A 26242-nucleotide genomic window follows, 5' to 3' on the forward strand; every position below is an offset into this window, starting at 1 on the left:
CGGCCACTCGATTGTGGCCGGAACGGTTACAGGCTGATGCTCGTGACGGGCATGGAGGAATCCGGGGCGAACGCAAGGTCGCTGGGTGCCACGCCGTTCATGACCAACTGCGCACCGAGGGCGGCCACCATGGCGCCGTTGTCGGTGCACAGCGACATCTTGGGCACCAGCAGCGTGATTCCGGCGGCCGCGGTGCGCTGTTGCGCCAGCTCGCGCAGCCGTGAATTCGCGGCCACTCCCCCGCCCAGCAGCAGCGTGGTGATGCCGTTTTCGCGGCAGGCCAGCACTGCCTTGGCCGTGATGACGTCCAGCACCGCTTCCTGGAACGACGCCGCCACGTCCGGCACCGGGACCGGCTCGCCTTTCGCTTCAAAGCCTTCAACGCACCGGGCCACGGCCGTCTTCAAGCCGGAGAAGGAAAAGTCGTAACGGTGCGGCCCCGGAGCCTCGGCCGTGCCCATGTATTTGGGCACGGTCAGCCCGCGCGGGAACCTGATGGCCTTGGCGTTGCCCTCCCTGGCCAGCGCGTCGATGGCCGGCCCGCCCGGGTACTCCAACCCCAGCAGCCGGGCCACCTTGTCGAAGGCCTCCCCGGCGGCGTCGTCGATCGTGGCACCCAGCAGTTCGACGTCGTCGGCAATGCTGCGCACCCGCAGGATCTCGGTGTGGCCGCCGGAGACCAGCAAGGCGCCCAGGTTTTCCGGCAGCCCGCCGGGCCCCGTCGACAGGGCCGCCGCCTTGGCCGCGATGGACTCATCGAGCAGGCCGACGCCCACGTGCGCCACGAGGTGGTTGATCGCGTAGAGCGGTTTGCCCGTGGCCAGGGCCAGCGCCTTGGCCGCGCTGACGCCCACCATGAGGGCGCCTGCCAGGCCGGGGCCGCTCGTGACGGCGATCGCGTCGACGTCCTCGAGCCTCACTCCGGCGTCGGCCAGGGCCTGCTGGAGGGTGGGCACAAAAGCGTCGAGGTGCGCGCGGGAGGCGATCTCGGGAATGACCCCGCCAAAGCGCACGTGCTCCGCCATGGACGAGGACACCGTGTTGGTCAGCAGCTCGGTGCCGCGCACCAGCCCCACGCCCGTCTCGTCGCAGGAGGATTCAATCCCCAGGATCAGCGGATTTGCGTGGCTCATGGCTGTTCTTTCCCGTCAGTGTCTGGTGTGCCGGCGTCGTCGGCTTCCGTCAGGGACAGGCGCATGATCAGCCCGTCCGATCCGTCCCGGTAGTAGCGCCGGCGCGTGTGGATGTGCTCGAAGCCCAGCCGCCGGTAGAGTTCCTGGGCACGGGGGTTGACGGAGCTGACCTCCAGCATGATGTCCGTGGCTCCGCGCCGCCCGGCCTCGCCGATCAGCTCGGCCATCATGGCCCGGGCGAACCCACGCCCCTCGAACTCGGGCAGGACGCCGATGGTTTGGATGTCGCCGATCGGTGCCACGCACATCAGGCCGGCGTAGCCGACGATCTGCGGGCTTCCGCCCGGACTGGACGACGGCACCTCGGCAATAACGTAGCGGCGGGTTTCGGGCTGCGCGAGTTCGTCGACGAACATGTGCCGCGGCCAGCAGTCGACGCCGAACAGCTGCGCGTCGAGTGCCGTGATGAAATCAATGTCCGCCGCCGTCATGTTGCGCAGGCTCATCGGAGACTGCCCATTCGGTGGGGTTGGGGTGCTCACAGGGCGCGCTTCCGCGGCCCGGGCACCTTGGCGTCGGACTCGCGCAGGTACAGCGGTGTGGTGTCCGGGAGTGCTTCGCCGCGCTGGATCTTGCGGGCCGCCATGAGGCCCAGCGAGCGGGCCGTGGGCTGCCGTTCGGCCAGGGCGGCGTCGACCCGGCAGCCGTTGGCGGCCAGCACCTCCGAGTAGATCCCGGCACCGGCGCCGTGGACCGTGACGCCGCGGATGTCCTCCGCGGACCCCACCACGGGACCGTGCAGCAGTTCGCCGTCGGGCGCGTACCGGGCCCAATACACTTCCCTGCGCCGGGCGTCGGTGGCCACCACGAACTCGCCGCCGTCGCCGGTTCCGCCGTCCACGACGTCCCAGGCCAGCGCCTCAAGGCTCATGAGCCCGTGCAGGGGCACACCCCAGGTGAAGGCGAGCGTGCGGGCCATCGCGATGCCCGAGCGCAGCCCGGTGAACGGACCCGGCCCCACACCCACCACAATGGCGTCGAGTTGGGGGCCTTCCGTCACGGGATCCGCAAAGAGGGCTTTCACGCCCGGGGCCAGCACCTCGGCGTGGCTGCGGGTGTCCGCGGTGGCAAATTCGGCCTCGACGACGGCGTCCCGGCCGGGGCTGGACGGGTCAAGGCGCAGGATCGCCGCGCTGGCCACGGCGGAGGTGTCAATGGTGAGGATACGCACGGCCCTAAGCCTATTCCACTGCCGTCAACGGGTTGGCGAGTCCGCCGAGGTCGACGCCGTCCCAGCGCGGCCCCACGGCGCGCAGGCGCAGGAGGCGCGGTTCGTCATCGTCGTCGTCGGAGTCGGCGTCAAAGTCGAAGTCGAGGTCGAATCCGGCGTCATCGGCGCCGTCGTCGGCCGGGGTGAACTCGGCCGGCATCCGGGGGACGTCGCCCGTGGCGCGGACCAGCTCGATCTCCAGCCGGCTGGCGGCCAGGTGCTCCACCCGATCGGCACCCCATTCCACCACCGTGATGGCCGAATCCATGGTGTTTTCCAGGTCGATGTCGTCAATTTCCGCGGGCGTGCCGAGCCGGTAGGCGTCCACATGCACCAGGTCCGGGCCGCCCGGGTTGGGGCCGTCGGCGAGGTTGGGGTGGATGCGCACCAGCACGAACGTGGGCGAGATGATGCCCGGGCGCACGCCAAGGCTGCGGCCCAGGCCCTGCGTGAAGGTGGTCTTGCCGGCGCCCAGCTCGCCGCTGAGGACCAGCAGGTCGCCTGCGCGCAGCAACCTGGCCAGGTTCTCGGCGATGAGCTGCGTTTGTTCGGCGGTTGTGGTGGCAAACTCCCACACCATCAGGCACCGCCCGCGAGCGTCGTGTCGGGGCCGCCCACATAGCTGCGGGGCACGCGCTGGCTGATCCGGGTGACCACCTCGTAGTTGATGGTTCCGGCGGCGTCGGCCCACTGCTCCACGACGGGCCCGCCGTCGGCGCCGTTGCCAAACAGGACTGCCGTGGCGCCCAGCGCGGAGCCCGGCACCTGGGCGTCACCGAAGCCGGCCCGGGCGTCGGGACCGAGGTCGATGACCATCTGGTCCATGGCGATGCGCCCCACCACGGGGTAGGTGACGCCGTTGACCCGGACTGGCCCGCCCGTGGCCACGCGCGGGATCCCGTCGGCGTAGCCCAGCGGGATCAGGCCCAGCGTGGTGGGTTCGGTGGTGACGTGGTTGAGCCCGTAGGAGACGCCCTGGCCGGCGGGCACGTCCTTGCACAGGGCCACCCGGGTTTGCAGGGTCATGGCCGGAATCAGGCCCAGCTGGGCGGACGTTTGGTCTTCGAAGGGTGAAAGTCCGTACAGGCCCAGGCCCGCGCGCACCATGTCGAAGTGCGAGTCGGGGCGGGAGAGGACGGCCGGGGTGTTGGCGATGTGGCGCACCTCCAGGTCGGCGCCGGCGTCCTCGGCCACGGCCACGGCTTCACGGAAGCGCTGAATCTGCTCATCGGTTTCAGGGCGGTGCGGCTCATCAGCCACGGCGAAGTGGCTAAACACGCCCACCACGCGCAGCAGGCCCTCGTCCTGGTAGGCGATGGCGTCGGCCACGAGCGCGTCCCAGTCGGCCAGGGAGCAGCCGTTGCGGCCCAGGCCGGTGTCGATCTTGAGGTGGATCCGGGCCGGATGCTCCTGCTCGCGGGCGGTCGCGGCAATGTGCGCCAGTTCCCATCCCGAGCAGCCAAGGTCGATGCCCTGCGCCACGGCGGCGGCAAAGTCGGTGGACGGCGTGTGCAGCCAGGCCAGGACCGGGACGTCGATGCCCGCCTCGCGCAGGCGCAGGGCCTCGCTGACGTGGGCGGTGCCCAGCCATTCCGCGCCGGCGGCCACGGCTGTGCGGGCCACGGGGATCATGCCGTGCCCGTAGGCGTCGGCCTTCACCACGGCCATGAGCTTGGCGGGCGCGACGATGGAACGGAGCCGGCCAACATTGTGGGTAATGGCGGAAAGATCGATGACGGCTTGCCGTTCGGGGACGGCATCGCCGGCCGGAACGGACGCAACGGTGGGGTTCACAGCTCTCATTTTAGGCCTTGCCGGCGCTGGTCCCGGGACGCTGCCGGCCGCCGGCGGCCGAATGTGGCGGCATTCACGGCGCAAATCGGTGACGGGTGGCCGCGCGTGCCCCGCAGTGGAAAGATAGGCATGTCATATTCGCCGCCGAGAAGGGCCGTCCGTGCATCAGGTTCGACGCGTTGCCATGCTGTCCCTCCACACCTCCCCGCTGGAGCAGCCCGGCGGGGGCGACGCCGGCGGCATGAACGTCTATGTCCGCCAGCTGGCGCTGGAGCTGGCGGCGGCGGGGGTCCTGGTGGACATCTACACGCGCCGCACCTCCGCGAAGCAGGCGGACACCGTGGCATTGGCGCCGTCGGTCATGGTGCACCATGTGAAGGCCGGGCCGTTCGCAAAGGTGTCCAAGGAGGACCTGCCGGATCTCATCACCGAGATGGCCGACGCCGTTGCCGCCCACATCCGCACCCTTGCCTCGGGCCCGTCCCCGGCAGCCGTGCCGGTGAGTGTGGTGCATTCGCACTACTGGGTCTCCGGCATGGCCGGCATCCTGGTGGCCCGGGCACTGGATCTGCCGCTGGTCCACACCATGCACACCATGGCCCGGGTCAAAAACAAGCATCTCCAGCCCGGGCAAACCGCCGAGCCCGGAATCCGGGAGGACGGGGAGCAGCGCATTGTGGCGGCGGCGACCCGGCTGGTTGCCAACACGACGGCGGAGGCCGCCGAGCTTGAGGGCCACTACGACGGCTGCGAGCAGCGCATCGACATTGTCTCCCCCGGCGTGGACCTGAAGGTGTTCAAACCGGCGTTTCGGGACAGGTCCCGGCTGGGGCGCGGCGTGGCCGCCACGGACTTCCACGTGCTCTTTGCCGGGCGGGTGCAACGGCTCAAGGGCCCGCACGTGCTGGTCCGGGCCGCCGCGATCCTGCGCGAGGAACGCCCCGACATCCCCCTGCGCCTGACGTTCCTGGGCGCCCGCAGCGGCCACGACAAATACGATCTGCCGCACATGATCGACCACGCCGGGCTGGCGGACATCGCCGCCGTCCACCCGCCCGTGGGACCCGCCGAGCTGGCGGACTGGTACCGCAGCGCCGACGTCGTGGCCGTGCCGTCCTCCAGCGAGTCGTTCGGGCTGGTGGCTTTGGAAGCGCAGGCGTGCGGCACGGCCGTCCTGGCCACCAACGTGGGCGGGCTGCCGCGCGCCGTCAGCGACGGCCGCACGGGGTTGCTGGTGGAGGGCCGTGCACCGCGGCTGTGGGCCGAGGCGATCGCCTCCCTCTTCGACTTCCCGCAAACCCGCACCGACATGGGCAGGGCGGCCTCCGTCTTTGCCGAATCGTTTGGCTGGGAAAACACGGCCGCCGCCACGATGGCCAGCTACGACCTTTCGCTGACCTACCAATACGTGACCCCGCCCGGCTGCTGAGCAAGCCACTTTCCGTGGCGGCTGCGGGCCCGCCGCTCATACCGATGCGCGGTGCAGGTCCTGAGTGATGCCCGGGCTGTGCGGCGCAAGTGGCCTGTCACGCACGGGCGCTAGACTCAGGAAAGCCCGTCCTGTCAAAAAAGCGCCAACATTAATTGAAACCGGTCACTCCTGTTGACAAAAGTTGACACAGTGATTGTTTGAGGCGCAAACTGGCAAGCGAATCGCACAAACGATCACTTTTTCGCTAGAGACGGAGCACTCCCATGACCGTATCCCTCCCATCAATCGCCAGGCCGCTGGCGGCAGGGCTCGCGTCCCTCACCGTCGCCGCCGCTCTGTCGCTGACCGCGCTGGCACCCGTACAGGCCGCGCCGGCACCAACCCCAACCCCGGCGCCGTCGTTCATTGAGACCGGGGTCAGCGATCCCGTATCCGCCGCCCCGCCGGTGAGCCGCCCCACGACCCAGAGCTGCACGGTCACCCTTGCCAGCGACTTTGCCTCCAACGCCGCGGACGGCAGCCCGCAGAACTTCTCCGGCACGCTGGCCCCGCCGGCTGCCTGCCCGGGCCCGTGGTCCAAGGTGGTGCTGGATTACACCTCGAAGGTCAGCGGACGGCAGTTCGACCGTTCGGGCACGCTGCAGATCGGCGGGGTCAACGTATGGTTCGGCACCACCCAGGAACCCAGCGGCCCGCAGACCACCACGTTCCACTTCAGCAAGGACATCACCGACTACTCGTCGCTGCTGACCACGCCGCAGCCGTTCTCGGGCGGCATCGGGAACTACACCTCCAATGTGTACACGGGCGTGTACTCGCAGACCGTGACGGTCACCTACTACCGCACCGGCAAGGGATTCCCGGCCCCGCGGACCCCTGACAAGGTGATCGCCGTGCCGGTCTCCGACCTGACGCCCGGATCCCCGAGCTCCACGGCAACCCTGGCCGGGCTGCCGCGCAACATCACCGCGGCCCAGTTGCGGGTCACGCTGAAGGGCAACGGCTGCGACGAGCAGTGGTTCACCACGGTGCCGGACAAGGTCGCGGCCACCTTCCCCGGTGCGGGGTTGTGCGGCCACGGTTCGTACCGTGAGGCGCTGGTCTCCGTCGACGGCACCCGGGCCGGCGCCGTTGGAACCTACCCCCACATCTACTCCGGCGGGATCGTTCCCACCCTGTGGCGCCCCGTCCTGGCGATCGACACCCTCGACCTGCGCCCGGAGAACCTGGACCTGACGCCGTTTGCCGGCCAGCTTGTGGACGGCGGGACCCACCAGGTCACCGTGTCCATGGGCCAGATCGGCGACACCTGGAACGTCATGGCGAACCTGTTCCTGTTCACCGACCACGGCCAGGCCCGGACCTCCGGGGCACTGACCACCAGCAAGGTTGCCGCGGCAGCCACGACGTCGACCACCGTGGATCCGGCCCGGAACGGAGCCGTCAGCTACACGCAGAAGGCAAGCCGGAACGATCTTACGGCCGGCTACATCGACACCTCCGCCGGACGGGTCTACACGACCGCGGCAAACAACCGCACCTGGCAGAACGCCGGGACGGCCTCGGACAACGGCCTGGTCCAGTCCATCCGCCAAAGCGACCGCATGACGCAGGACTCGAATTCCCGCATCGGGAACAAGACCATCCGCTCGAGCTCCCTGGATGAGTCCTACCCGATCACGGTTGACGCCTCCTCGGCCAACTACACCAACGACCAGAACTTCTCGCTCACGGCCACCGTGCACATGGGCCAGGACGTCGACAGCGTAGTGAAGGAAGGCAGCACCCGCACCGCCCGGAACTGGAACTGGGAGCTGGACTCCTACGGCATCCTTGGCCGGACGGCCGGGGTGACCAGCGAGTCCGACGGCCATTCGACCTCGTCCTATAAAGGCAAGGACGACGCCGGCAAGCCCTACCGGCACAACATCGTGACCGAGCACGGCAAGGTCCTGCTCAACAAGTAGATAGCACCAGGCACGGCACCGGGCCCGGCCGGGACACACGAAAGTGACGTCCCCGACCGGGCCCGGTCGCATGTGGGCCACCCGGCGATTCAGGCCCAACTCACAGGAATTTCAAGGCAATTTCACGGTTTCCATTTCCTAAATGTCAAACTCCTTGTACGGTATGACAATTGGCCGCATGGGATCGACAAAATTGTCACATGCTGCAAATCGCGTAGCGCACCCCCGGCAAAACCCCCGGGGACTGTTCCTTACGAAAGGCGAGCATCACTCTTGATACCTGCAGTAAAGACCTTTTTCAGAAGCCCGGGGTACCGCAAGGCTGCGGCCATCTCCGTGGGCATTCCGCTCCTAATCTCATCATTGGCCGCAGCGCCGGCCAACGCCGCCCCACTCCATGGCACGGCATCCGCCGCAGTAGCCCCGGCCAAGGCGGCCGCCACGACCGATTTCAAGGCCGGCCGCTACATTGTGGTCCTGGCCGAGAAGCCGGCCGCCACCTATGAGGGCGGCACCGCTGGTCTGCCCGCCACCAAGCCGGCCGCCGGCCGCAAGCTTGACGCGGCCCGCCCCGAGGTGAAGAAGTACCAGTCGCACCTGGAATCCCAGCAGGCGGCGGTGGCCAAGTCCGAAAGCGTGAAGATCAAGCGCACGTTCACCGCGGCCATCAACGGCTTCTCCGCCGATCTGTCCGCCGACCAGGCCGTGAAGCTGTCCAAGGACCCCGGCGTGCTGGTGGTGGCCCCGGACACCGAGAACGCACCCGACTACTCCACCAGCGACTTCCTGAACCTCCCCGGCGCCAAGGGCATCTGGAAGAGCTCCTTTGGCGGGGCGGCCAATGCGGGCAAGGGCATTGTGGTGGGCGTGATCGACACCGGCTACACCCCGTCCAACCCCTTCTTTGCCGGCAACGACGTCAAGCCGCTCAAGGGCGAGCCCAAGGTTGGCGTCCCCTACCGCACCGGCGACGGCAAGATCGCCATGCTCAAGGCCGACGGCGAGACGTTCGTTGGCGAATGCCAAAAGGGCCAGGGCACCGGTGCCGCCTTCGACGGCTCGGCCTGCAACTCCAAGGTCATCGGCGCCCGCTACTTTGCCGACGACTTCCTCAACTCGGTCCCGCCGGAACACCGCGCGCCGCAGGAACTGATTTCCCCCGTCGATGTTGCCAGCCACGGCACGCACACGGCCAGCACTGCCGCCGGCAACGCCAACGTGCACGCCAACCTCGGCGCCCGCGACATGGGCGTCACGGCCGGCGTGGCGCCCGCCGCCAAGATCTCCGTCTACAAGATCTGCTGGGAGGACGACAACCCCGACACCGGCGGCTGCTACAGCTCATCGGCCGTGGCCGCCATCAACCAGGCCATCCTGGACGGCGTTGACGTGCTGAACTACTCCATCTCCGGCAGCACCTCCACCACCACCGATCCGGTGTCCCTGGCGTTCCTGTCCGCAGCCTCGGCCGGCATCTTTGTCGCCGTGTCCGCCGGCAACTCCGGCCCCACCGCGGGCACGGTCAACCATGGTGCGCCCTGGCTGACCACCGTCGCCGCCACGTCCTTCTCCTCCGAACTCGCCGGCACCGTGGTGTTCGCCGACGGCACCAAGTTCCGCGGCGCCAGCATCATGGCCAACAACGTCCCGGCCAGCCATGTTGTCCTGGCCGCCGGCGCAGCCGCCGCCGGGGCCGCCAACCCCGAATTGTGCGGTCCCAACACCCTCGACGGGGCAAAGGTCGCCGGCAAGATCGTGGTCTGTGACCGTGGCGTCGTGGACCGCGTGGCGAAGAGCGCCGAGGTCAAGCGGGCCGGCGGCATTGGCATGATCCTGGTCAACGTCACCTCATCCTCCGAGGACGTGGACGTCCATGCCGTGCCCACCGTGCATGTGAACCCGCCGGCAACGGCCGCGATCAAGGCCAAGATTGCCGCAAACCCGGCCGTCCTGGTGTCACTGGTCAACAAGGACACCACGGGCCTGGCGGCCGCCCCGCAGCCGCAGGTCGCCGGCTTCTCCTCCCGCGGCCCGCTGCAGGCGGTGGATTCGGACCTGCTCAAGCCCGACGTCGCCGCCCCCGGGGTTGCCGTCCTGGCCGGGGTCTCCCCCATCGCCAACGACGGCGCCCAATTCGGCATGATGTCCGGAACCTCCATGGCCTCCCCGCACGTGGCCGGATTCGGCGCCCTGCTGCTGTCCAACAACCCGCATTGGTCCCCGGCCACCATCAAGTCGGCCATGATGACCACCACCTCCGCCGTGGTCAACGAGGACGGTTCGAAGAACACCGACCTCTTCGCCACCGGAGCCGGCCAGGTTGACGTGGGCAAGGCCCTTGCCCCCGGACTGGTCTACGACGCCGCCGAGGACGATTACCTGAAGTTCATCCAGGGAACCGGCCTTGACCTGGGCATCCCGGATTTGGGTGCCACGAAGTCCCGTGACATGAACGTCGCCTCCTTTGCCCTGGGCACCCTCACGGGCAAGGTGGAAGTCACCCGCACGGTCACGGCCCTCACGGCCGGCCTGTACCGGGCCAAGGCCGACGTCCCCGGGGTCAAGGTCACCGTCACCCCGTCGGTGTTGAACTTCTCCTCTGCCGGGGAAAAGCGCACCTTCAAGGTTAGCTTTGAAAACACCAGCGCGCCCTTCGGCCAGTTCGCCATGGGATCCCTGCAGTGGCAAGGTGCCGGCAAGGCCGTTACCTCGCCCATTGCCGTCCGTCCGCAGGCCGTCCAGGCTCCCGCCAACGTGGCGTTCTCCTCGGCGGGCGGCACCGGCAAGGGCGCCATTCCGGTGGTTTCGGGGACGAACTCCCCGATTGCCATCACGCTCGACGGCCTGTCCAAGGCAGATTCATCAGCCGTGGAACTGGTTCCGGGACCGTTGGCCGCCACCACGAACGCGTCCAACTTCGCCAAGGCCGTCACTGTTCCGGCAGGCTCGCCGTTGGCCAAGTTCTCGGTCTTCTCCGCCGACCCCGGCGCCGACTTCGACATGATCGTCATCGACCCCGCGGGCCAGTTGCTGAAGGCCCAAACCGCCTCGGCCAGCGAGTCACTGTCGGTGGCGAATCCGGCGGCAGGAAGCTACCTGGTGCTCGCCAACCTGTACTCCAGTCCGGGCGGGCGTGCCACCAAGGCCTCCGTTGATGCGGCGGTCCTGACCACCAACGTGGGCAATGCCACCCTCAGGCCGAATCCGCTGCGCCTGGCCAATGGAAAGTCCGGCGCAGTGTCGCTGAACTGGACGGGCCTGGCTGCCGGTTCCTACATCGGCCGGGTGAGCTACGCCGGTTCCGCCGCGGCCACCTTTGTCTCAGTGGTGGTGACCCCGGGCGGCACGGCCGTGGTTCCGGACCATGAGAACAACGGCGCCGCACGCCAGCTTCAACTGGACAAGGCGGACAGCGAGACGAAGAAGCAGGAGCAGCCCGCCATCACCCCGCACAACGACATGCTTCGTTAGCGCCGGTTCCGGCCTGCACGGTCCCGCACCCATGAAATACGGCAGTGGCCGGCAGATCCGCGTGGATCTGCCGGCCACCGCCGTCTTGCGAGCCGGGCGGAACGTTCTACACCTCGCCGCGGGAACCCTCGGCAGCGCCGAACAGCGGTGCCAGGGCCCGCCATCGAGCTATTTCACAGCCATCGGTCCTGCTGAAGCGGGCATGCACCTCGCGGCCCAGAAAGGTGCCATCCACCAGGGCCACCTGGGGGCCGCCGTATTGTTGCGTGCAGATTGGCGGCGGGCCGGGCTGCGGAAAGAAGATGGCCTCGCCGAAGCGATCCACCGCGGCCAGCGCCGCGGCGGGATCGGGCACCGTGGAGGCGGGATCCGGCACCCCTTCCGAGGCCCGGAGCAGGAACACGTGGCCGGGGTCCCCCGGTGCTTCCGTGAGATGGACGGCGAGCTCGATCCTGGTGTCCGGGTGCGTGCCGGTGGACGGATTGCTCACGATGCCCCTCCCGCGGCGCCCACGATGTCCTTGACGGCATTCCAGGCGGAAATTTCGCAGCCGTTGCGCAAGGAATAGGACGCCCGGACCGCGGTCCCGTCGACCGTGCCGCTGACGACGGCCTGCTGCGGCCCGCCATATTGTTCCGTGCACAGCTGTCCGGCCGGCGGCGTGGTTTGGGCCAACAGCTGGGGGCTCTTCCGCAACGCTGCGCAGGCCTGCGCCGCCGTGGGAAGATCGCTGCCGGGCGCGGGCGCCCCGTCGGCGCAGATCAGGGCATACACCACCGGTGTGGCATCCGCGGCCTGCTTCAAGCTGACGGTCAGGTCCGCGTTCCCCGATCCGGAGCCGGGCGCCACACTGTTCGTCGTCGCAGCCGTCACGGGTGCTGTAGTGCCGGGGCCTGCAGTGCCGGGACCTGCAGTGCCGGGGCCCGCCCCGCTGCCGGCGACTGGGGCGCAGGCGGTCAGGGCCGCAATGACGACGGCGGCCAGCACCATGGGTGCGGGGAATCTGCGCATGGGGAGCCTTCCCTGGGTTGCTGCAAGGCTACCGCACGGTCCGGGCGCTGCCACGGACGCCGCCCTCGGCCGTGCTCACGAGCCACCGTCGTCGTCGGACTTGGCCGAAATCAGCAGACGAAAGCCTGGGCCTGAATGGCCACGGCCGCCGCACCGCGGGCCCACTGGGTGAAGTCCGCGGACATCACCACCAGGTTCAGCGGCGCAGCCTCCGGATCCCGGTCGGCAACCACGGCCTCCCGAACCGTGTCCTCCATGACGGTGAACAGCTCGATCCCCTCACCACCAAGCACCACCGTGCCCACCATGGCCAGGTTGGCGGCAAGGGCAACGAGCCGCCCCAGCGCCCGCGCGGCCGACGAAAAGACGGCCAAGGCAACCTTGTTGCCGTCGCGGACCAGCTCCAGCGCCTGCCCGTAGTCCACGGTGTGCCCGAGGGCGGCGGAAATTTGGGCGCAGATGCCCGGGATGGCAAGCATGGCGGTGGAGCATCCCCGGTGCCCGTCCATGCACAGCGGGCCGTTGGGATCCAGCGGAATGTGCCCGCCAAGGCCCAGGCCGGTATCGATGGTCCGCATGACCTGCCCGCGCATCACCAGCCCGTACCCCACGCCGGCGCCCACCGTGATGACGGCAAGGTCGTCGGCGTAGCGTCCGGCACCAAACCACTGCTCGGCGGCGGCGAGCGCCGACACGTCGTTGTCCACCACCACCGGCAGGGACAGCGCCCCGGCGAGGAGTTCGCCCAAGGGCACGTCCTGCCATTCCATGAAGGGCGCCCGGTGCACCACGCCGTTGGCCAGGACCTGCCCGCCCAGCGAGACCCCCACGCCGGCCAGCGTGACCTTCGCCCGGGCCTCAAGGTCCCGAGCCAGGCCCTTGACGCCGTCCACCACGGTCTCCACGGAGGTTTCCGCAAGGTCGAGGGTTTGTTCGGCGACGATGGTGGCGCGGAGGTCGGTCACGACGGCCTGCAGGAACGTCCCGGTGACCTTGACCCCCAGGAAGTGCTTGGACCCGCTGCGAATGTCCACCAGGCGCACGGGCCGGCCCACCGTGCCGTCGGCGACAAGGTCGCCCTCCATGAGCAGGCCGGCATCCAGCAGCGGCTTGCTCAAGCGGGTCAGGCTGGCCACGCTCAGTTTCAGTTCACGGGCCAGTTCGCCGCGGGAAACCGGTCCGCGCACCAGCACCGTGCGGGCCAGCTCCAGCGCGGAATCGGCGAGCGCCACGGCCCCCGGGCCCGTCGCGGACGGGAGGACTGAGTGCGGCTGATAGGAGCTCATGACCCCAGTTTATTGCAATTCGGCGCTAATCAAGGGAAGCCGGCCCGCATTTTGCGCTCTTTCGTGACCCTTGACACAGTAATTACTTTTGCGATAAAACTAATACATGAGCCCTGAATTTCCCTTCATCCAGCTGCACCGCGGCGGCACCTCCGTCATCGTCGACCCGGGCACCGCCGGCCTCCCCGCGATCGTCCACTGGGGTCCCGCCACCGGTGTCCTGGCACAATCCGAACTCGCGGCCGTTGCCGTGGCCGCCCGCCCGCAACGCGTCTCCGGCGGCATCGACATCCCCGCCCGCCTGACACTGCTGCCCCAGGAGGTCTTTGGCTGGCAGGGCACCGCGGCCTTGTCGGGACAGCGTTCGGGCACGGCCTGGGCCAGCGCCCTGCGCACGACGGCGGTTGTTGCGGACACCCACGGCCTCACCATCACAGCGGTGGACGAGGCCGCCGCGCTGCGCCTGACCACGGACCTGGCATTGAGCGCCCACGGAGTCCTGCGCCAGCGCCACACCCTGGAAAACACGGGCAGCACCGACTACCAGCTGCATGAGCTGCACACCGTGTTCCCGCTGCCCACCACGGCAGTCACGGTCCAGGACACCACGGGGCGACACCTGAAGGAACGCTCGGCCCAGCAGCGCCCCCTCACGGTGGGCGCCCATGTGCGTGAAAGCCGTCGCGGCCGTCCCGGCGCCGACTCCACCTTGCTCATGCTGGCCGGCTCCGCCGGCTTTGGCCACCGCAGCGGCCTGGTCCACGGCGTGCACCTGGCCTGGAGCGGCAACCACCGCTTGAGCGCCGAACGCACCATCACGAGCGAAAACTTCCTCACCGCCGGCGAGCTCCTGCTGCCCGGCGAGGTGGTGCTGGCTCCCGGTGGCAGCTATTCCACCCCGTGGGCGCTCGGCTCCTGGGGCCACGGCCTGGACCAGCTCTCGTCCCGCTTCCACGAAGACCTGCGCGACCGCCCGGTCCACCCGTCCCGGCCGCGTCCGGTCACCCTGAACACCTGGGAGGCCGTCTACTTCGACCACGACCTCGCCACGCTGCGAACCCTGGCGGAGAAGGCCGCGGCCATCGGCGTGGAGCGCTTCGTGCTCGACGACGGCTGGTTCCTGGGCCGACGCGACGACACCGCCGGGCTGGGCGACTGGTTCGTGGACCCGGCCGTCTGGGCCGACGGACTGGGCCCCATCGCCAACCATGTGCGCGGCCTCGGCATGGAATTCGGCCTGTGGTTTGAACCGGAAATGGTGAACCCCGACAGCGAGCTGGCCCGCAATCACCCCGACTGGATCCTGCACACCGACGGCCGCTGGCCCGTGCGCGCCCGCCAGCAACAGGTGCTCAACCTGGCCAACCCCGACTGCTTCGACTACCTGCTTGGGCGCATCGATGCCATCCTCACCGAGTACCCCATCGACTACATCAAGTGGGACCACAACCGGGACCTGCTCGACGCCGCCGATCCCCGCACCGGCCGCGCCGCCGTGCGGGAAACCACCCTGGCCCTGTACCGGCTGCTCGCCGAGCTGAAAAGCCGCCACCCCGGCCTGGAAATTGAAAGCTGCGCCTCGGGCGGCGCCCGCGTGGACCTTGGCATCCTGGACTACACCGACAGGATCTGGACGAGCGACTGCATCGACCCCCTGGAACGGCTGGACAACCAGGCCAACACCGGGCTCCTTGTCCCCTACGAACTCATGGGCGCCCACGTGGGCGGCCCCAAGTCGCACTCCACCGGCCGCCGGCACAGCCTGGGCTTCATGGCCCGCACCGCCATCTTCGGCCACTTCGGCATCGAGTGGAACATCGCCGAGATCGACGACGCCCAAACCGCCGAACTTGCCGGCTGGGTGGCCTTCCACAAGGCGCACCGCGCGCTGTTCCACACGGGCACCTCGGTCCATGCCGACCTTCCCGACCCCGCCCTTGACCTGCGCGGCGTGGTCGCGGCCAACGGCGGCAGCGCTGTCTTTGCCCTGACCCAGCGCGAGGCATCCATCACCTACCCGTCGGGACGGATCACCCTGCCGGGGTTGGTGCCCGAGGCGCGCTACCGCGTGGCCCTGTCCCATCCGCTGGACGAGGAAGTCGGCAACGGCCAGTCCCCCCTGGCGTGGCCCCTGCACGACTGCGTGCTTTCCGGCGTCGTCCTGGACAGTGTGGGTCTCCAGTCCCCCGTCCTCTTCCCCGAACAATCCGTCCTCATCACGCTCACCAGGGTCGACGCCGATCCTGCGCGGGCCATCTAAGGAGTGAGCATGAAAACACCACCACGCCCCGTCCCCGCGCCCTGGCGAAGGCCGGCCAAGGCCGTGGCAAGCGCCGCCGTCGTGATTGCCCTGGCACTGGGCCTTGGCGGTTGCGGCAGCGCCGGCGACGGCCGCATCAAGCTGGACTTCTTCCAGTTCAAGCCCGAGGCCGTGGCCCAGTTCAACAAGATCGTGGCCGACTTCGAGGCGGCAAACCCGAACATCGACATAGTTGTCAACAACTCCCCGGACCCGGACACCGCCATCCGGACGCTGCTGGTCAAGGACCGCACGCCGGACGTCATGACCCTCAACGGCAACGGCAACTTCGGCGACCTGGCCAAGGCCTGCGTGTTTGCCGACCTCTCCGACATGCCCTCAGCCAAGCGGGTCACGCCCGCCGTGCAGGGCATCCTGAACGGGCTGGGCACCTGCCACAACAACCAAACGAACGGGCTGCCGTTCGCCAACAATGCCAGCGGCATCCTGTACAACCCCGAAATCTTTGCCAAGTACGGCGTGCAGGTCCCGCAAACCTGGGATGAACTGATCGCGGCCGCGGACACGTTCAAGGCCCACGGCGTCAACCCGTTCTTCATGACGCTCAAGGATGCCTGGACGGTACTGCCGTCCTTCGTGAACCTGGCCGGAAACCTCATGCCGAAGGACTTCTTCGGGAACGTCGGCACGTCCGGGTGGACAGCGGCGAACGGCACCAACAGTTTTGAAAAGGACGGCAGCGACGCCGCGACGAAACTCCTCAAGCTCTTCAGCTACGCCCAGGCCGGGGCGGCCAGTGCCGGCTACAACGACGGCAATGCCGCCTTCGGTGCCGGCAAATCCGCCATGTACCTGCAGGGCAGCTTCGCGATCCCGGCCATCCGCGCCTCAAACCCGAAGGCCGCGATCAAGTCCTTCCCCTACCCCACCACGAACGAGCCCGCCAAGAACGTCCTGGTCTCCGGCGTCGACGTGACCCTGGCGATCGGCAAGGACACCAAGCATCCGGCCGAGGCCAAGAAGTTCGTCGAGTACCTGATGTCCAAGCCCGTGCTCGACTACTACGCCAAGGCCCAGTCGTCCCTGACCCCGGTCCAGGACGCGGCACCGAGCACCGATCCGGGGCTCGCCGGCATGCAGGGCTTCTTCAACCAGGGGCGGGTCATCGGCTACTTCGACCACCACGTACCCGCCAGCATCCCGTTTCCGGCGATCTTGCAACAGTTCGTCCTTGACCGCAACGAATCGGGCTTCCTGTCCCGCATGGACCATGAATTTGAAAAGGTCGCCGCCCGCACCATCACCCGGAAAGGGGACTAGACCATGACCACCACAGCGGCCAAGGCAATCAAGCCCCGCACCACCGCCGGCCTGCAACGCCGCCGCCCGTCCCGGGCCAACAAGACGTTCTACTGGATGGTTGTCCCCGCCCTCGTCCTGTTCGTGGTGCTGCACACCCTCCCCACCCTGACGGGCGTGTTCTTCAGCCTCACCAACTACGCCGGCTACGGCGAGTGGAACTTCGTGGGGCTCTCCAACTACGTGAACCTGTTCAAGGACGACCGCATCATGGCGTCCTACGGCTTCACGTTCCTGTTCGCCGTCACCACCACGATCGTGGTCAACGTTGGCGCCCTGTTCGTCGCGATCCTGCTCAACTCCAAGATCAAGTTCCAGACCACGTTCCGCGGGATCTTCTTCATCCCCAACATTCTCTCCGTGCTCATTGTTGGCTACGTCTTCAACTACCTGCTCTCCAACAACCTGCCGCTCATCGGCCAGGCGCTGGGCATCAAGTGGCTCTCCACCTCCATCCTGGCCAACCCGGACCTGGCCTGGGTGGGCATCGTCGGGGTGACCGCCTGGCAGTCCATCGCCTTCAGCGTCATCATCTACCTGGCCGGCCTGCAGACGGTTCCCGGCGAACTGTACGAGGCCGCCAGCCTCGATGGCGCCTCCCCGTGGCGCCAGTTCCGCTCCATCACGTTCCCGCTCATCTCCGGCTTCTTCACCATCAACATGGTGCTGGCATTGAAGGGCCTGTTGCAGGCCTTCGACCAAATCGTGGCGCTGACCAACGGCGGCCCCGGCACGTCCACCGAATCGGTGGCCATGGTCATCTACCGCGGCGGCTTCCAGGGCGGCGAATACGGCTACCAAATGGCAAACTCCGTGGTGTACCTGGTGGTCATCGTGGTGCTGTCCCTACTGCAGATGCGCGTCCTTCAGCGCAAGGAGGCTGACTTCTCATGAGCACACTGACCCAAGACCCCACCATCCCGACGCCGGACACCTTGGCCAAGCCACGCCGTCGTTCCTCGGTAAACGTCCCTTTGACCCTGCTGGTGGCGGTGCTGTCGCTGACCGTGCTGATCCCGCTGTACTTCACCATCGTCACGGCCCTGAAGTCCTCCGACCAGCTCGGCGGCAACGGGCTGGCTCTGCCCACCAGCATCCACTTCGAGAACTTCTCCAACGCCTGGAAGCTGACCAACTTCCCGCACGCCCTGCTGATCTCCGGCATTGTGACGGCGGCGGCCGTGGTCCTGACCATCCTGACCAACTCGCTGGTGGCCTACGCGATTGCCCGGAACATGCACCGCCCGTTCTTCAAGGCGCTGTACTACTTCTTCATCGCCGCCTTGTTCGTGCCGTTCCCCATCATCATGCTGCCGGTGACCAAGGAAATGGCGATCCTTAACCTGGACAACCCGATCGGGCTGTTCCTGCTGTACACGGTCTACGGGCTGAGCTTCAACGTGTTTGTGTACACCGCGTTCATCAAGTCCATCCCGGCCGAACTGGAGGAGGCGGCCATCATGGACGGGGCCAGCGTCTTCACCACGTTCCGGAAGGTCATCTTCCCGATCCTGACCCCCATCAACGCCACCGTGGGCATCCTGACCTGCCTGTGGGCGTGGAACGACTTCCTGCTGCCGCTGGTGATCCTCTCCGACCCGGACACGCGCACCCTGCCGTTGGTCCAGTACGTCTTCCAGGGACAATTCAACACCGATTACACAACAGCCTTTGCTTCCTACCTCATGGCCATGGCACCGTTGCTCTTGATCTACCTATTTGCCCAGCGCTGGGTCATCTCCGGCGTCATGAGAGGATCCATCAAATAATGAGCACCGATATTCCCTCCACCCATCCGGATGCCAACTGGTGGCGCCAGGCCGCCGTCTACCAGATCTACCCGCGCAGCTTCTCCGACGCCAACGGCGACGGCATGGGCGATTTGCCCGGTGTCACCGCCCGCATGGGGTACCTGTCCGAGCTGGGCATCGATGCGATCTGGCTCAGCCCGTTCTACCCCTCGGCGCTGGCCGACGGCGGCTACGACGTCGACGATTACCGCAACGTCGATCCCCGGCTGGGTTCGTTGGACGACTTTGACGCCATGGTGGCCGCCGCGCATGCCGCTGGCATCCGGGTCATCGTCGATGTGGTGCCCAACCACTCCTCGAACCGCCACGAGTGGTTCAAGGCCGCCCTGACTTCGGCGCCCGGCTCCCCCGAACGGGCCCGCTACCAGTTCTTCGACGGGCTCGGGGCCGACGGCGAACTGCCGCCGTCCGACTGGCCCTCGCACTTTGGCGGGGGCGCCTGGACCCGTGTGGTGGAGCAGGCCGGCCCCAACGCCGGTTCACTCGGCCAGTGGTACCTGCACCTGTTCGCCACCGAACAGCCCGACTTCAACTGGGACCACCCGGAGGTGCGCGAGGACTTCCACACGACGCTGCGGTTCTGGGCGGACCGCGGCGTGGACGGCTTCCGCGTGGACGTGGCGCACGGCCTGGCGAAGGACATGTCCCTGCCGCTGCGCTCCAAGCCGGAGCTGGAAATCCTGGTCGACGACGGCACGGACCCGCTCTTTGACCGGGACGACGTGCACGAGATCTTTGCCGGCTGGCGCACCGTGCTCAACGAATACGATCCGCCCAAGGCCGCCGTGGCCGAGGCCTGGGTGCCGTTCACCGAGCGCCGGCTCAAGTACGCCCGCCCCACCGAGCTGGGCCAGGCGTTCAACTTCGATCTGTTGCAGGCGCCGTTCGACGCGGCCGAGTTCCGCTCGATCGCCGAAAAGTGCCTCGACGAGGCCGCGGCCTCCGGGGCGTCCTCCACCTGGGTGTTCTCCAACCACGACGTCATCCGCCATCCCTCCCGCTACGCCCTGCCCGACGGCAGCACCCTGGCCGACCTTGAGGCGTGGCTGCTGGCCGACGGCGCCACCCCGGTTCCGGACCTGCCGCGCGGCCTGCGCCGGGCCCGGGCCGCGACGCTGTTCATGCTGGGCCTGCCCGGTTCGGCGTACCTGTACCAGGGCGAGGAACTGGGCCTCTTCGAGGTGGCGGACCTCCCCGCCGCTTCGCTGCAGGACCCCACCTGGTTCCGCACGCTCCACAAGGTCAAGGGCCGCGACGGCTGCCGCGTGCCGCTGCCCTGGTCTTCGGGTGCCGCGAACTTTGGCTTTGGCGGCACGCCGTGGCTCCCCCAGCCTGCGTGGTTCGGCGAGCACGCCGCGGATGTGCAGGACGGCGTGGCCGGGTCAACGCTGGAGATGTACCGTTCGGCGCTGGACTGGCGGCGCAAGCTGCAGTCGGCGGAGTCGTTGGAATGGCTCAGCGAGCCCGGTGCGTCCGTGGTCCGCTACCGCCGCCCCAACGGCTGGGAGGTGCTCACCAACTTCGCCGCGGTGCCCGCCGCACTGCCGGCCGACGTCGATCCCGCCAAGGTGGTGCTCAGCTCCGGCGCATCGGCGGACGGCACCGTGGGCCCCGAGACGACCCTCTGGCTCGCCCCCTAATAGACGCGGTATCACTTTTGGCGCGTTTCCGGCCGACGCGGTATCACTTTTGGCGCACCTCCGGCCAACGCGGTATCACTTTTGGCGCACTTTCCGCCGATGCGGTATCACCTTTGGCTGCGACCATCCCGGTCGCAGCCAATGGTATCTGTCCGCCTGTGGATAACTTCCGGCGGAGAATCCAAATGTGGGTCAAACTGGCTTCATGGCACCCGCAGAAGCATTGGGGATCCCCGAAATCCCGTTCACTTCCGCTGAAGCACGTGCGCGCGGACTGACGCGTGGCGACCTCAGGGGGCAGGGGGTCACGGGGATCAGCCACGGTTTGTACCGTCCGGACACATGGGATTTCGACGTGCGGGACGCGGCCCGGGCTCTCTGCACAGCCACGCCCGGCGCCTGGATTTCGCATTCCACAGCCGCCCGGTTGCACGAACTTGTCCTGCCGCCATGGTTGTCTGACTCCAATGAATTGCACTTCAGCAAGTCGCGGAACCTGCCGCAAATACGCCGAAAAGGCATCACCGGCCATCGCGTGACCGCCTTCAACGATGAAACGGAAAATGCCGGAGAGATCCGCCTCAGCACCCGGGCGCGTACGTGGCTTGACCTGGCAAAAACCCTGCCACTTCAGGACCTCGTGTGCATGGGCGACCAGCTCATTCGCATCCCACGGCCGGAATTCGAGGACCGTGAGGAACCCTTCGCCACCCTGGAATCGCTGCGGGCCATGGTGGGACGACACCGAAACTTGCAGGGCATTGTCCGGGCTCGGGAAGCCCTTGGGCTCATGCGTGTAGGCGCCGATTCACCCCCTGAAACACTCTTACGCCTGGCCATGGCCGACGCCGGCCTGCCGGAACCCGAGTTGCAGCTCACCCTCCGGGTGGCTCGTGGCGCCCCTTCGGCAGATGCCGGCTACCGGTCACGACGCATCGCCCTCCAGTACGACGGCGCCCATCACCTTGACGAGGTACAGCGGCACAGCGATCGGCGTAGGGACAAGGCCTTGGAAGCGGCCGGCTGGACCGTGCTGATCTTCACCGAGGAGGATCTCGCCGACCATTTTGAAACAGCGATCCGCCGCATCAAGACCGCTCTTCGACACGCCTGGACGGATCCCGCCGTCGAGGCCGGTTTCGCTGACAGCAAATGAGCCCGGAAGAAAATGCCATTAAAGCAGAACGCTCCCCCACATAGTGGGAGAGCGTTCTGGATTAATCGACCAAAGGTGATACCGCGTTCAAGGAAAACGCACCAAAGGTGATACGGCGTCTAGATATCGCCGCGGATGAAGGCCTCAACCTTTTCGTGCGCAATGTCGTCCGCGTACTGCTCCGGCGGGGACTTCATGAAGTAGCTGGAGGCGGAGAGGATGGGTCCGCCGATGCCGCGGTCCAGGGCGATCTTCGCTGCACGGATGGCGTCGATGATGACACCGGCCGAGTTGGGCGAGTCCCATACCTCGAGCTTGTATTCCAGGGACACGGGGGCGTCGCCGAAGTTGCGGCCTTCGAGGCGGACGAAGGCCCACTTGCGGTCGTCGAGCCAGGCGACGTAGTCGGACGGACCGATGTGGACGTCGTCCTCGCTGAGCACGGCCGAGGTGTTGGAGGTGACGGCCTGGGTCTTGGAGATCTTCTTGGACTCGAGGCGCTCGCGCTCCAGCATGTTCTTGAAGTCCATGTTGCCGCCAACGTTGAGCTGGTAGGTGCGGTCCAGGACCACGCCGCGGTCTTCGAACAACTTCGCCATGACGCGGTGCGTGATGGTGGCGCCAATCTGGCTCTTGATGTCGTCGCCCACGATCGGAACACCGGCAGCGGTGAACTTGTCGGCCCATTCCTTGGTGCCGGCAATGAACACGGGCAGGGCGTTGACGAAGGCAACGCCGGCGTCGATGGCGCACTGCGCGTAGAACTTGGCGGCGGCGTCGGAGCCCACCGGAAGATAGCAGACCATGACGTCGACCTTGGCGGCCTTCAGCGTGGCAACAATGTCCGCCGGCTCTTCATCGGATTCCACGATGGTCTCGCGGTAGTACTTGCCCAGGCCGTCAAGGGTGTGTCCGCGGAGCACCGGAACGTCAAGGTTCGGCACATCGGCGAGCTTGATGGTGTTGTTCTCGCTGGCGCCAATGGCGTCGGAGAGATCCAGGCCCACCTTCTTGCTGTCGACGTCGAACGCGGCCACGAACTGCACGTCGTTGACGTGGTACTGGCCAAACTCGACATGCATCAGGCCCGGCACCTTAACGGTCGGGTCGGCGTTTCGGTAGTACTGGACACCCTGCACCAGTGACGAGGCACAGTTTCCCACACCGACAATGGCAACCCGAATAGGATGATTGGACACGGAACTCCTTCTAAAACTTACGCAAGGGTCCGGCTCTCACTTTTTCTCGGTGATGGGTCGACGCACGCCTTCACATTTTGCATAAAGACGCGGCGCACGGCTATTCGACCGGACCTGACGCCCCAACGGCGCCCTTAACCATTCTAGACAACTACCCCTGCCCCGATTTTGTTCCCCCAGGCAAGGATTGTCACTCACATTACATTTATCGCCCACGCTCGGGGCGTGGTGGGCAATGTCCTTGGTGCTGTGCTTGTTACTTTTGCGCCCACCGGTTGATGTCGGATTCGACGGCGAACTGGTCAATGGCGGTCAGCTCGGCCTCGGTGAAGGCCAGGTTGTTGATGGCGGCCACATTGTTTTCGAGCTGGCGGACGCTGGAGGCGCCGACGAGCGCCGACGTTACGGGGCTGCCCTTGACCTGGTCGCGGAGGATCCAGGCGATGGCCATCTGGGCCAGCGACTGGCCGCGGCTGGCGGCGATGTCGTTCAGCGACCGCACGCGCGCCATCTTGTCCTCGGTGAGGTCGTGTTCGTGCAGGAAGTGTTCCTTGGCGGCGCGGGAATCGGCCGGCACGCCGTTGAGGTACCTGTCCGTGAGCATGCCCTGCGCCAGCGGCGAGAACGCGATGGAACCGGCTCCGACGGCGTCGAGCGCCTCGTACAGGTTCGGCTCGCCGTTTTCGGTCCAGCGGTTCAGCATGGAGTAGGACGGCTGGTGGATGAGCAGCGGCGTGCCCATTTCCTTCAGGATCCGGGCCGCTTCCAGCGTCTGGGCGGGCGTGTAGGAGGAGATGCCGGCGTACAGGGCACGGCCGGATCGCACGGCGGTGTCCAGGGCGCCCATGGTTTCCTCCATGGGGGTTTCCGGGTCGGGACGGTGGCTGTAGAAGATGTCCACGTAGTCCAGGCCCATCCGGTTCAGCGACTGGTCCAGGCTGGCCAGCAGGTATTTGCGGGAGCCCCACTCACCGTAGGGGCCCGGCCACATGTCGTAGCCGGCCTTCGTGGAGATGATCAGCTCGTCGCGGTACGCGGCGAAGTCGTCCTTCAGGTGGCGGCCAAAGTTGGTCTCGGCGCTGCCGGCGGGCGGGCCGTAGTTGTTGGCCAGGTCGAAGTGGGTGACGCCCAGGTCAAAGGCGCGGCGCAGGATGGCGCGCTGGGTCTCGAACGGCATGTCGTCGCCGAAGTTGTGCCACAGGCCCAGGGAGACGGCGGGCAGTTTCAGCCCACTGCGCCCAACCCGGCGGTACGGCATGGTTTCATAGCGGTTTTCCGCGGCGTGAAAAGTCATACCTCTCATCTTGCCACCGAACGGGGGCAATTCCGGCCACGGTGACGTCAGCTGCGCTCCGGCGCCCGCAGGACCAGCATGGATCGCGCCGCCACGGAGACCCGTGCACCCGCCGTGAACGCGTCGGCGCTGATCCCGTCCGTGTGGATTTCCACCACCCAGTGGTTGGCGTAGTCCTCCGCGGGCAGGGTGAAGTCCACGGCGTCGTCACCGGCGTTGAACAGCATCAGGAAGCAGTCGTCCACCACCACCTTGCCGCGGTCGTCGCAGTCCGGGATGCCGCCGCCGTTGAGGAACGCGCCAATGCTGCGGCCAAATCCGCTGTCCCAGTCGGCGGCCGTCATGGCTGCGGCATCCGGGCGCAGCCACACGATGTCCGGCAGTGCGCCGTCGTCCCCGCGCTCCACGGGCCGGCCGTCAAAGAAGCGACGACGCCGGAACACCGGGTGCGCTGCCCGCAACCGGCCCAGCCGGGCAACGAAGTCGGTCAGGCCGGCGTCGGCGGATTCCCAGTTCACCCAGCTCAACGCGGAGTCCTGGGCGTAGGCGTTGTTGTTGCCGTTCTGGCTGCGCCCCAGCTCATCCCCGTGCAGGATCATCGGCACGCCCTGGGCGAGCAGCAAGGTGGCCAGGAAGTTCCGTTGCGCCCGGGCCCGCAGCGTCAGGATGGCGGGGTCGTCGGTGGGGCCCTCCGCACCAAAGTTGCAGGAGCGGTTGTTGGATTCGCCGTCCCGGTTGTCTTCGCCGTTGGCCTCATTGTGCTTGGACTCGTAGCTGACCAGGTCCGCCAGCGTGAAGCCGTCGTGCGCGGTGATGAAGTTGATGGATGCCACGGGGCGCCGCCCGGAATGCTCGTAAAGGTCGGATGAGCCGGTCAGCCGGGACGCGAACTCGCCCAGTGTGGCCGGCTCGCCGCGCCAAAAGTCCCGCACGGTGTCCCGGAACTTGCCGTTCCATTCACTCCACAGGGCCGGGAAGTTGCCCACCTGGTAGCCGCCGGGCCCCAGGTCCCATGGTTCGGCGATGAGCTTCACGCGGGACACCACGGGGTCCTGCTGCACCATTTCAAAGAACGACGACAACTTGTCCACGTCATAGAATTCGCGGGCCAGCGTGGCGGCCAGGTCAAAGCGGAAGCCGTCCACGTGCATCTCGGTGACCCAGTAGCGCAGCGAGTCCATGATCAGCTGCAGCGAGTGCGGCTGCCGGACGTTGAACGAGTTCCCGGTGCCCGTGTAGTCCAGGTAGTGTTCCGGATCGCCGTCCATGAGCCGGTAGTAGGCGTCGTTGTCGATGCCGCGGAAGGACAGGGTGGGGCCCAGGTGGTTGCCCTCGGCGGTGTGGTTGTAGACCACGTCCAGGATCACCTCCAGGCCGTTGCGGTGCAGCTCCTTGACCATGTCCTTGAATTCGCGCACCTGTTGGCCGGGGTCGGACGTGGACGCGTACTCGTTGTGCGGGGCGAAAAAGCCGATCGTGTTGTAGCCCCAATAGTTGCGCAGCCCCTTGGCGGTGAGCGCGTCATCCTGGACGAACTGGTGCACAGGCATGAGTTCGACGGCGGTCACGCCCAGGTTCTTCAGGTGGGCCGTGACCGAGGGGTGGGCCAATCCGGCGTAGCTGCCGCGCTGGTGCTCGGGAACGTCGGGGTGGAGCGCGGTAAGCCCCTTCACGTGGGCCTCGTAGATGACGCTGTGGTGGTACGGGACGTCCGGGGCGGCGTCGCCCTCCCAGTCGTAGGCGGCGTCCACCACCACGGAACGGTACGTGTGCGCGGCGGAGTCGTCGTCGTTGCGGGTCAGCGGCTCGCCAAAGGTGTACCCGTACACGGGCTGGCCCCAGCTGACTGATCCGGCGACGGCCTTCGCGTAGGGATCGAGCAGCAGCTTGTTCGCGTTGAAGCGTAGGCCCTTGGCCGGGTTCCAGGGTCCGTCCACCCGGTAGCCGTAGTGCTGGCCGGGTTTCACGCCGGGAAGGTAGCCGTGCCACACAAAACCGTCCACCTCGGTCAGCTCGACCCGGGTTTCGGTACCGTCCGCGTCGAAGAGGCACAGCTGCACGGCCTGGGCGCCGTCGCTGAACAACGCGAAGTTGGTGCCGTTCCCGTCGGCGTGGGCACCGAGCGGGTGTGATCTTCCGGGCCACAATTCCACAAAAAC

The 26242-nt window shown here is 67.3% G+C and carries 20 protein-coding genes; 9 read left to right on the forward strand and 11 right to left on the reverse strand.

Annotated features, from left to right (window positions below; all coding sequences use genetic code 11):
• Positions 1-26: 26 nt before the first annotated feature.
• From tsaD to alr, 5 genes are read right to left on the reverse strand one after another with little or no spacing between them, the layout of a single operon-like run.
• Entirely contained in the window at positions 27-1133 is a 1107-nt protein-coding gene (gene tsaD / locus AL755_RS18475) for a tRNA (adenosine(37)-N6)-threonylcarbamoyltransferase complex transferase subunit TsaD (protein WP_054012256.1), read from the reverse strand.
• Positions 1130-1639: a GNAT family N-acetyltransferase gene (locus AL755_RS18480; RefSeq protein ID WP_054012257.1), complete on the reverse strand. Its 510-nt coding sequence runs from the start codon at positions 1637-1639 to the stop codon at positions 1130-1132. The genes tsaD and AL755_RS18480 overlap by 4 nt, the downstream gene beginning before the upstream one ends.
• Positions 1640-1671: 32 nt before the next feature.
• Positions 1672-2364 (reverse strand): tRNA (adenosine(37)-N6)-threonylcarbamoyltransferase complex dimerization subunit type 1 TsaB, encoded by a 693-nt coding sequence (gene tsaB / locus AL755_RS18485; protein WP_054012258.1) that lies wholly within the window; start codon positions 2362-2364, stop codon positions 1672-1674.
• A 10-nt stretch (positions 2365-2374) separates the two neighbouring features.
• Positions 2375-2983: a tRNA (adenosine(37)-N6)-threonylcarbamoyltransferase complex ATPase subunit type 1 TsaE gene (gene tsaE / locus AL755_RS18490; protein WP_054012259.1), complete on the reverse strand. Its 609-nt coding sequence runs from the start codon at positions 2981-2983 to the stop codon at positions 2375-2377.
• Positions 2983-4206, reverse strand: a complete 1224-nt coding sequence (alr, locus tag AL755_RS18495) for an alanine racemase (protein ID WP_054012260.1) — start codon at positions 4204-4206, stop codon at positions 2983-2985. Before alr ends, tsaE begins: the two co-directional genes overlap by 1 nt.
• Before the next feature lie 151 nt (positions 4207-4357).
• Here alr and mshA point away from each other — a divergent pair, with 151 nt between their 5' ends.
• The 3 genes from mshA to AL755_RS18510 all read left to right on the forward strand — a co-directional run bounded on the left by mshA (position 4358) and on the right by AL755_RS18510 (position 11067).
• Positions 4358-5626 carry a D-inositol-3-phosphate glycosyltransferase gene (gene mshA, locus AL755_RS18500; RefSeq protein WP_107503883.1) on the forward strand — a complete coding sequence of 423 codons (1269 nt, stop codon included), beginning with the start codon at positions 4358-4360 and terminating at the stop codon, positions 5624-5626.
• A gap of 266 nt (positions 5627-5892) precedes the next feature.
• On the forward strand, positions 5893-7596 hold the full coding sequence (locus tag AL755_RS18505) for a peptide-N4-asparagine amidase (protein WP_054012262.1): 1704 nt from the start codon (positions 5893-5895) through the stop codon (positions 7594-7596).
• Between the two features lie 336 nt (positions 7597-7932).
• Positions 7933-11067, forward strand: coding sequence for a S8 family serine peptidase (locus tag AL755_RS18510; RefSeq protein WP_445290484.1), 3135 nt, complete (start codon positions 7933-7935; stop codon positions 11065-11067).
• A gap of 106 nt (positions 11068-11173) precedes the next feature.
• Here AL755_RS18510 and AL755_RS18515 read toward each other — a convergent pair whose 3' ends face one another.
• From AL755_RS18515 to AL755_RS18520, 3 genes are all read right to left on the reverse strand, one after another.
• Complete coding sequence (locus AL755_RS18515) at positions 11174-11557, reverse strand: serine protease inhibitor (protein ID WP_237762547.1); 384 nt, start codon at positions 11555-11557, stop codon at positions 11174-11176.
• Positions 11554-12078, reverse strand: a complete 525-nt coding sequence (locus AL755_RS23005) for an SSI family serine proteinase inhibitor (RefSeq protein WP_107503884.1) — start codon at positions 12076-12078, stop codon at positions 11554-11556. Before AL755_RS23005 ends, AL755_RS18515 begins: the two co-directional genes overlap by 4 nt.
• A gap of 110 nt (positions 12079-12188) precedes the next feature.
• On the reverse strand, positions 12189-13364 hold the full coding sequence (locus tag AL755_RS18520) for an ROK family transcriptional regulator (protein WP_082369412.1): 1176 nt from the start codon (positions 13362-13364) through the stop codon (positions 12189-12191).
• Between the two features lie 106 nt (positions 13365-13470).
• On the opposite strand from AL755_RS18520, the gene AL755_RS18525 reads away from it, so the two are divergent.
• The 6 genes from AL755_RS18525 (at position 13471) to AL755_RS18550 (ending at position 21590) form a co-directional block, all read left to right on the forward strand.
• Positions 13471-15624: an alpha-galactosidase gene (locus AL755_RS18525; RefSeq protein ID WP_054012263.1), complete on the forward strand. Its 2154-nt coding sequence runs from the start codon at positions 13471-13473 to the stop codon at positions 15622-15624.
• A 9-nt stretch (positions 15625-15633) separates the two neighbouring features.
• Complete coding sequence (locus tag AL755_RS18530) at positions 15634-16944, forward strand: ABC transporter substrate-binding protein (protein ID WP_054012264.1); 1311 nt, start codon at positions 15634-15636, stop codon at positions 16942-16944.
• A gap of 3 nt (positions 16945-16947) precedes the next feature.
• Positions 16948-17877: a carbohydrate ABC transporter permease gene (locus tag AL755_RS18535; protein WP_054012265.1), complete on the forward strand. Its 930-nt coding sequence runs from the start codon at positions 16948-16950 to the stop codon at positions 17875-17877.
• The gene (locus AL755_RS18540) at positions 17874-18752 is read left to right on the forward strand and encodes a carbohydrate ABC transporter permease (RefSeq protein ID WP_054012266.1); all 879 of its coding nucleotides are present in this window, start codon (positions 17874-17876) and stop codon (positions 18750-18752) included. The genes AL755_RS18535 and AL755_RS18540 overlap by 4 nt, the downstream gene beginning before the upstream one ends.
• Complete coding sequence (locus AL755_RS18545) at positions 18752-20434, forward strand: glycoside hydrolase family 13 protein (protein ID WP_054012267.1); 1683 nt, start codon at positions 18752-18754, stop codon at positions 20432-20434. Before AL755_RS18540 ends, AL755_RS18545 begins: the two co-directional genes overlap by 1 nt.
• A 535-nt stretch (positions 20435-20969) precedes the next feature.
• Entirely contained in the window at positions 20970-21590 is a 621-nt protein-coding gene (locus AL755_RS18550; protein ID WP_337589561.1) for an endonuclease domain-containing protein, read from the forward strand.
• Positions 21591-21709: 119 nt separating this feature from the next.
• On the opposite strand, the gene AL755_RS18555 is transcribed toward AL755_RS18550, so the two are convergent.
• The 3 genes from AL755_RS18555 to glgX form a co-directional block, all read right to left on the reverse strand.
• Positions 21710-22789, reverse strand: a complete 1080-nt coding sequence (locus tag AL755_RS18555; RefSeq protein WP_054012269.1) for an inositol-3-phosphate synthase — start codon at positions 22787-22789, stop codon at positions 21710-21712.
• 256 nt (positions 22790-23045) lie between these two features.
• Positions 23046-24083, reverse strand: coding sequence for an L-glyceraldehyde 3-phosphate reductase (gene mgrA, locus AL755_RS18560; protein WP_054012270.1), 1038 nt, complete (start codon positions 24081-24083; stop codon positions 23046-23048).
• A 47-nt stretch (positions 24084-24130) separates the two neighbouring features.
• Positions 24131-26236, reverse strand: a complete 2106-nt coding sequence (gene glgX, locus AL755_RS18565; RefSeq protein WP_082369413.1) for a glycogen debranching protein GlgX — start codon at positions 26234-26236, stop codon at positions 24131-24133.
• Positions 26237-26242: the final 6 nt, after the last annotated feature.

It is taken from the genome of Arthrobacter sp. ERGS1:01 (assembly GCF_001281315.1).
Classification (GTDB): domain Bacteria; phylum Actinomycetota; class Actinomycetes; order Actinomycetales; family Micrococcaceae; genus Specibacter.

Excerpts from the sequence above, each read along its gene's own strand:
- tsaD (WP_054012256.1), bottom strand. The coding sequence starts at position 1,133 with ATGAGCCACGCAAATCCGCTGATCCTGGGGATTGAATCCTCCTGCGAC.
- AL755_RS18480 (WP_054012257.1), bottom strand. The coding sequence starts at position 1,639 with ATGAGCCTGCGCAACATGACGGCGGCGGACATTGATTTCATCACGGCA.
- AL755_RS18535 (WP_054012265.1), top strand. The coding sequence starts at position 16,948 with ATGACCACCACAGCGGCCAAGGCAATCAAGCCCCGCACCACCGCCGGC.
- AL755_RS18505 (WP_054012262.1), top strand. The coding sequence starts at position 5,893 with ATGACCGTATCCCTCCCATCAATCGCCAGGCCGCTGGCGGCAGGGCTC.
- alr (WP_054012260.1), bottom strand. The coding sequence starts at position 4,206 with ATGAGAGCTGTGAACCCCACCGTTGCGTCCGTTCCGGCCGGCGATGCC.
- AL755_RS23005 (WP_107503884.1), bottom strand. The coding sequence starts at position 12,078 with ATGCGCAGATTCCCCGCACCCATGGTGCTGGCCGCCGTCGTCATTGCG.
- AL755_RS18525 (WP_054012263.1), top strand. The coding sequence starts at position 13,471 with ATGAGCCCTGAATTTCCCTTCATCCAGCTGCACCGCGGCGGCACCTCC.
- tsaE (WP_054012259.1), bottom strand. The coding sequence starts at position 2,983 with ATGGTGTGGGAGTTTGCCACCACAACCGCCGAACAAACGCAGCTCATC.
- AL755_RS18530 (WP_054012264.1), top strand. The coding sequence starts at position 15,634 with ATGAAAACACCACCACGCCCCGTCCCCGCGCCCTGGCGAAGGCCGGCC.
- AL755_RS18520 (WP_082369412.1), bottom strand. The coding sequence starts at position 13,364 with ATGAGCTCCTATCAGCCGCACTCAGTCCTCCCGTCCGCGACGGGCCCG.
- AL755_RS18540 (WP_054012266.1), top strand. The coding sequence starts at position 17,874 with ATGAGCACACTGACCCAAGACCCCACCATCCCGACGCCGGACACCTTG.
- mgrA (WP_054012270.1), bottom strand. The coding sequence starts at position 24,083 with ATGACTTTTCACGCCGCGGAAAACCGCTATGAAACCATGCCGTACCGC.
- AL755_RS18545 (WP_054012267.1), top strand. The coding sequence starts at position 18,752 with ATGAGCACCGATATTCCCTCCACCCATCCGGATGCCAACTGGTGGCGC.